The sequence below is a fragment of the Flavobacterium panacis genome, assembly GCF_024649945.1.
In the GTDB taxonomy this organism is placed as follows: domain Bacteria; phylum Bacteroidota; class Bacteroidia; order Flavobacteriales; family Flavobacteriaceae; genus Flavobacterium; species Flavobacterium panacis.
Window position 1 is genome coordinate 742,701 of record NZ_JANKMS010000002.1, and the last position, 6,799, is coordinate 749,499.

6 protein-coding genes are annotated in these 6,799 nt (G+C 34.4%); all 6 read right to left on the bottom strand.

The features are described 5' to 3' along the window. Positions 1–91: 91 nt before the first annotated feature. Positions 92–829 carry an SDR family NAD(P)-dependent oxidoreductase gene (locus tag NQQ59_RS07950; protein ID WP_144215117.1) on the bottom strand — a complete coding sequence of 246 codons (738 nt, stop codon included), beginning with the start codon at positions 827–829 and terminating at the stop codon, positions 92–94. A 16-nt stretch (positions 830–845) separates the two neighbouring features. Beyond that, positions 846–2,999, bottom strand: a complete 2,154-nt coding sequence (locus NQQ59_RS07955) for an alpha-glucuronidase family glycosyl hydrolase (RefSeq protein ID WP_144215118.1) — start codon at positions 2,997–2,999, stop codon at positions 846–848. 277 nt (positions 3,000–3,276) lie between these two features. Beyond that, the gene (locus NQQ59_RS07960) at positions 3,277–3,819 is read right to left on the bottom strand and encodes a YbhB/YbcL family Raf kinase inhibitor-like protein (protein ID WP_144215119.1); all 543 of its coding nucleotides are present in this window, start codon (positions 3,817–3,819) and stop codon (positions 3,277–3,279) included. 86 nt (positions 3,820–3,905) lie between these two features. Beyond that, the gene (locus NQQ59_RS07965; RefSeq protein ID WP_144215120.1) at positions 3,906–4,742 is read right to left on the bottom strand and encodes a helix-turn-helix domain-containing protein; all 837 of its coding nucleotides are present in this window, start codon (positions 4,740–4,742) and stop codon (positions 3,906–3,908) included. Between the two features lie 59 nt (positions 4,743–4,801). Further along, the gene (locus NQQ59_RS07970; RefSeq protein WP_144215121.1) at positions 4,802–5,830 is read right to left on the bottom strand and encodes a LacI family DNA-binding transcriptional regulator; all 1,029 of its coding nucleotides are present in this window, start codon (positions 5,828–5,830) and stop codon (positions 4,802–4,804) included. A gap of 132 nt (positions 5,831–5,962) precedes the next feature. Further along, positions 5,963–6,409, bottom strand: a complete 447-nt coding sequence (locus NQQ59_RS07975; RefSeq protein WP_144215122.1) for a PepSY-like domain-containing protein — start codon at positions 6,407–6,409, stop codon at positions 5,963–5,965. Positions 6,410–6,799: the final 390 nt, after the last annotated feature.

The following is a 6,799-nucleotide window of genomic DNA, read 5'->3' on the forward strand; positions in this document are numbered from 1 at the left end:
GCCACGAAGGCGCTAAGACACTAAGTTTTTTTCTTTACAATCTTTTAAAATAAATCTTTGTGTCTTAGCGCCTTTGTGGCATTTCACACAATTAAAACCCAATACTATTTCCTCCATCAACTGGCAAAATAGTTCCAGTAGTATATTTTGATTCGCTCAAAGCAAAATAATAAACCGCATCTGCAATATCAGAAGGTTCTCCTAAGAACCCCATTGGAGTTCTTCCTAGTACTTTATTTTTTCTTTCTGGATCATTATCCAAAGCTGTGGCAGACATTTTGGTTTTAATAAATCCAGGAGCGATACAGTTTACACGAATTCCCGCTGGAGCTAATTCTGTTGCCATAGCGCGTGTCATAGACTCAATTGCACCTTTACTTGCCGAATACGCTATTACTTTTGGAATTCCGTATTGAGATGCCATCGAACTAATATTGATGATACTTCCACTTCCATTAGATTTCATGTTTTTAACCACTTCTCTACTTACTGCAAAAACACTCAATAAATTAGTATGAATTATCGAAAGAAAATCTTCATCAGTTACCTCTGGAATTTCTTTTTTCATGTTGATTCCAGCGTTATTTACCAAAATATCAATTGGATTTTCTTTTATGATACTTTCAATCATCGCAGGAATTCCAGCTAAATTATTCAGGTCAAAGATTACTGGAATAGCATTTTCTCCAATTTCCTTACAGGCGTCTTCTGTTTTTTCTTTTGATCTTCCGATTATGTAAGTTTTAATTCCGTTATCACAAAGTTTTTTTGCTGTTGCAAAGCCTAATCCCGAATTTCCTCCGGTTACAATTGCTGTTTTATTGCTCATAATTTTTAAAATATATTTATCCATTTCCTGGTGCAAATGGGAATTTTAATGATTTAAAATACTCTAAAGTCTGCGTTGGTTTTTCTACTCCCGTTGGAAGTTCTTTTCCAGAAAACTGTTTAAAATAAAGCAGACAAGCATCACGCCACCATTTTGCTTCTTTGTACTGAATTTCTAACAACATTTCAACTTCGTGAAAACGCTCGCTGTCAACATATTTTTCAGTTTTCTTCCAAACATTCTGCATTGCCGCGACCTGATTTACGCCTTCCTGATATTTCAACGCCATACCATTCCAAAGCGTTTGACCATTTTTCAGTTTGTAATCCCATGAAACATGATGAAACCATAAAAGATCTTGTTCTGGACAAGTTTCTAAATTATCAAAAAGTTTCTCGACTTCAAGCGCATATTGTGCAGTTGCATTCGTTCCTGTTTTAGATCGGTCGAAACCTATTCCGTTTTTGTCTGCTTTATGGTAATACGTCGGATTCCATTCCGGTCTTGATAAATTAGAAACCCACGGACCTGGTCCGTAATGATGTCCTGTGTCCATAATATGATGTAATCCAAGTGGCGTCATGTAATTTACAACCGCTTCTCGAGATTCGATCATCATATTTTTAACAGGTTTAACGAAATTTTCATCGTTTGAAAAAGTGCTTCTCAACCATTCATCAGCAATAATTTCAGAATCTAAATAAGGATTCCAAGCCAATCTTCCGAAACCATACCAATTGGCCTGTGCAAAAGGATGTCCTGTCCAGTTTAAATCATTTCCAATATTGGCAACGCCGGCAATTCCTGTTAGTTTATTTTGATATAAAGTTCCGTCAACAACTTTGGCAACAGTAGAACCTTTTCCTTTTTGATACGTATCTGATTCTAAAACCTCCTGAAATAATTTTGGCAGAAAAACCAAATGCGTGCTAAAACCTAAATATTCTTGCGTAATCTGAAATTCCATCATTAAAGGCGTTTTCGGCATGGCACCAAATAATGGATGAAAAGGTTCTCTCGGCTGAAAATCGATTGCTCCATTTTTAACCTGAACAATTACATTTTCTTTGAACTTTCCATCATAAGGCTGAAATTCAGCGTAAGCTTGTTTCGCACGATCATTGGCATCATGTTCTGAATATACGAATGCTCTCCACATAATAATACCTCCAAAAGGAGCAACAGCATCTGCAAGCATATTGGCTCCGTCAACATGATCTCTTCCATAATTTTGTGGTCCAGGCTGACCTTCTGAATTGGCTTTCACCAAAAACCCTCCAAAATCTGGAATTCGTTTGTATATTTCTTCTGCTTTATTTTTCCACCAATCAATCACCTGAGCATCTTTTGGATCGGCAGTTTTTAAGTTTCCTATTTCGATTGGTGCCGAAAATCTTGCTGTTAAATAGACTTTTATTCCGTAAGGTCTAAAAACATTCGCCAAAGCTTCCACTTTTTCTAAATATTGAGGAGTCAGAATTAAAGCATTTGCGTTTACATTGGTCAAAACCGTTCCGTTGATTCCGATTGAGGCATTCGCTCTAGCGTAATCAATATAGCGCTGGTCAATAAAATCAGGAAGTTTTTGCCAATTCCAAAGCGAAAATCCAGCGTAACCTCTTTCCACTGTTCGGTCTAGATTATCCCAATGATTTAGGATTCTTATATTTGTTTTTGGAGAATCGGCAATGTTTAAATTCTTAACCGATTTATTAGTCTGCAATATTCTAAAGAAATTAAAAACTCCATATAAAACCGCAATGTCATTTTTTCCTGTAATGATAATTTGCTTTTTGCTTTTAATCGAAATGGATTTGATGATAAACCCTTCACCATTTATTTTATCAAAATCAGATTTTAATTCGTTTCTGATTTCGGCATTTAAATTGGATTCCGAACCAACGATTAGATTGTTCTCTCCTTTTATATCTGATTTGATTTCTTGAATAGCTCCCAGCATATCTTGAAAACCCGTTCTAAGTTCTTTCTGAGCAATTTTAATAGTTTCTGATTTTCCAAAAACAACAATTCCTTTAAGATTGTTTTTATATTCTGAAGCTAATTCTGAATTAGTCACAGCATTGTACAGAAGCCACAATTTATAATCCTTTTGTGCCACAGCCGAAAAGGAAATCAAAAGAAACAGGAAAAAAAATCTTAATGAAGTCATTTGGTTTTAATTTATTCTTTAAAATCTCTATTTTGAAAGAATCAATATTTTATTCCTGAATACAAGTATTTGATAAAATTTTAATTCAAAAAATACATTATCCTAAACAAAACAGCAATTGCAATCGGTTGCGTAAAAATATAGGATTGTTATTTAAGAAAAAAATTTTAGCGCTTATTTTTTCAAAAAATAATTTCATTTAACAAATAAAGGCAGGATAATTTAAAAAACTATCCTGCCTATAGTGAGTGTAAATTTTAGATTCTTTATTTATACTTTATCTTTTGTAATATGCTACAATACTGGCTTTTGCCAAAGTCTGGTTCCAAAGATTAAATCCTACTACTGCCGGATTTGTATTTTCATCTGTTCCCAATTTATCAGTTTTTAAAGCATAAACCGTAATAATATATTGGTGGTATCCGTGACCAACTGCCGGACAAGGTCCTCCAAAACCTTTGATTCCGTAATCAGTAACACTTTGGATTGCTCCTTTTGGAACAAGATTTTTAGTTCCTGCATTGGTTACCAATTCATTTACATTTGCCGGAATATCAACCACAACCCAATGCCAGAATCCGCTTCCTGTAGGTGCATCTGGATCGTACATGGTTACAGCAAAACTTTTGGTTCCTTCGGGAGCGTTTTTCCAAGATAGTTGCGGAGATTGGTTTTCACCTGAACATCCAAATCCATTGAATTCCTGAACTTTAGTTGTTTCTCCTCCTAAATCTTTACTCGTTAAGGTAAATGTTTTTTGCGCAAAAATTGATGTCGAAAAAATCGCTGACATCGCCAAAATTAAACTTAGCTTTTTCATTCTATCTGATTTAAAATTTTAAGCAAAGTTAGATTTGGAACAGCTAAATAATTTTAGGCAAAGGCTCAAAAACTGTTGCTAAAAGCTCAAATCGTTTTATGATGTTTAGGTGTTACGCCGTATTTGATTTTATAAGCTTGACTAAAGCTTGAAAGGTTTTCGTAACCAGCTTCAAAATAAACTTCAGATGGGCTTTTTTCTTGACTTAACAAGTAATGCGCATGTTCCAATCTTTTATTTTGAAACCATTTTATAGGCGATTCTGAATAGTATTTTTCGAATTCTCTTTTAAAAGTCGAAACACTCATATTACATAAAAAAGCTAATTCTTTTAAAGTCAGTTTACTCAAATGCCTATTCTCGATGGTTCGAATGAATTTTTGTGCAGCATCATCACTGTTTGTTGTTAAAGAATAAAGAAAGTCTGTTCCGTATTTATCGGTCAAATAAAGCATAATTTCTTCAAACTTAACTTCTAATAATTTTGACTGAACCGCTTTTGAAAGATTAGAAATATCACTTAAACTATCTACAAAACGTTTTAAAAAATCATCGTAATCAAAGGCATAAACTGATTTTGGTTCGATTGATTCTGATCTTTCAGATTCCATTTTTCTAATGAAATTATGAAGCATTTCATTAGAGAAAAACAAAAGAACGCTTTTATAAAGAGAAGTTTCAGAAACTCTTTTTTCTGTCATTAAACAATTTCCAGATCGCATTAAAATAAACTTAGAAGGTGTTATCGACAAGGCTTCATTATCAAAAATGACTTCTTTTGCGCCTTCAATCAAAAAACTGATTATGTTCTGATTTAGAATTATTTGCTGTTTCGAAACGTCTTTAGAACTACTATAATCTACAACATGAACTTGTTGTGATTCTTCTAAATTCATTTCGTCTGGAAGTGTAATTGTTTTCATAAAAAATCATGGCTTACCAAACGAATTGATAAGCCTTATTACTTAGAATGTTCTTGATTTTATTTTTGAGTAGACTCTCTCGCGAGTACTTCTGTATTTAAAAAGGTAATTTCTTTAGCATCATCATTTTTCGCCGATTTTAAATTCTTGATAATGATTTCTGCCGCCGCTTTTCCCATTTTTTCTGCTGGATGCGTGATAGTCGACAGATTGGGATCGATAATCTGCGAAATTGGATCATTATTAAAACCAATTACTTTAAACTCTTCTGGAACCTTTATTCCACGCTTTTTAGCAGTCTGAACAGCGCTTACGGCAATAATATCTCCAGGAGCAAATAATCCGTCTGGCATTGGTTTTAAATCAAATAAAGCATTGCTCGCTTTCACACCATCTTCATAAGTAACTGAATTTAAATTAATAATCAGATTTTCGTCTATATCAACATTATGATCTTTTAAGGCTTCGATGTAACCTCTTTTCCTTTCATTGTATAAATTACCTAATTCTGATCCTGCCGTAATGTGCGCAATTCGAATACAACCCTGCTCGATAAGGTGCTTCGTCGCTTTATATCCAGCCGAATAATTATCAATTACAACTCTGAAAGTATTATAATCTTTCGGAACCCTGTCGACAAAAACTAACGGAATATTATTGTTTGAAAATTGATGAAAATGCGATGTATCGCGAGTTTCCATTGCCAAAGAACAAATTACACCGCTCACACGGTTGCTGTATAAAGATTTCGCCATATTAACTTCTTCTTCATACGAGTCGTGCGACTGCATGATGATTACGGTATAATCAGATTTTTGAGCGGTAATCTCAATCCCGCTGATTAATGACGATAAAAAGGGTTGTGTAACGGTGGGAATCAAAACGCCAATAGTTTTGGTTTTGTTTCCACGCAGACCTGCAGCTAAAGTGTTGGGGACAAATCCCATTTCTTCAGCCGTTTTTTTCACTTTTTTAATCGTTTTGTCACTTATAGTATGATGATCTTTTAAAGCTCGTGAAATGGTTGATGTCGCTAGATTAAGTCTTTCAGCAATATCATAAATCGTTACATGTTTATTTTCTTCCATGAAATAAAAAATAAAGATGTAAATATAAACTTTTTTCGCTCAAGATGTTCTATTGCAAGATTTCGTCAAAATAAAATTTCTCCGAATCTTAAATGGCACAATGACCAGAAAATTGATCTGTGCCATCTTTTTTTATTTTTTAACACCTTTCTTTTTGTCTTTTAGAATTTTACCATCTTTGGTAAATTCTAAATCAATTTTATTGGTTAAATCTACATCCAGATCTTTGTGACCGTAGTCGATATGTGTTATTCTTTCATTAGGATGATTTTTGGCAACATAGGCCTTAATATTATCTGGAATAAAATCAGTCGGAATTGCGTTATCTCCGCCATCAACTTCCCGATACGAACCGTCTTTCCAGAATTCTACTTCTGTCCCGTCATTTAATTTCACTTCAAACCCTTTTTCTCCGTGCTCAGGATCCTTTTGTGCTTTTTCCACTGAAGTATAACTAAAATGTTTCTTTAAAAATTCCTGTGCCGGTTTTGGCAATTCTTTCACTTCGATTTTCTTTTGGGCGCTGGCCGATATTGATAAGAATAACAATATAAAGGATAAAAATATTTTCGTTTTCATAATTTCAAATTTTAAGTATACTATTACTAATTTACAAAAAGAAAAGCTCTCCCAAATTCAATTTATGAAACATTTAATGCCCAGTCGCGACACATTAAACTCATTTACAGCATTTATTTATGGCGTTCCCCTCCGGGTCGTGCTGTCCGCTTTATCTTTTGCGGGAGGGAGTATTAGGTGAAGAAACAGGGATTCAGCCCCCGCAAAAGGATGCCGCTCCCATCACTAACGCAGTACTGGTTATGTTTGAATGTTCTGTTTTCAGAAGTAGGATTACAAAACAGTCCAAAAACAAAAAACCCTGTTTCGTTGGAAACAGGGTTTTTCAAAAGAAAGGCGACGACATACTCTCCCACATAATTGCAGTACCATCTGCGCAGGCGGGCTTAA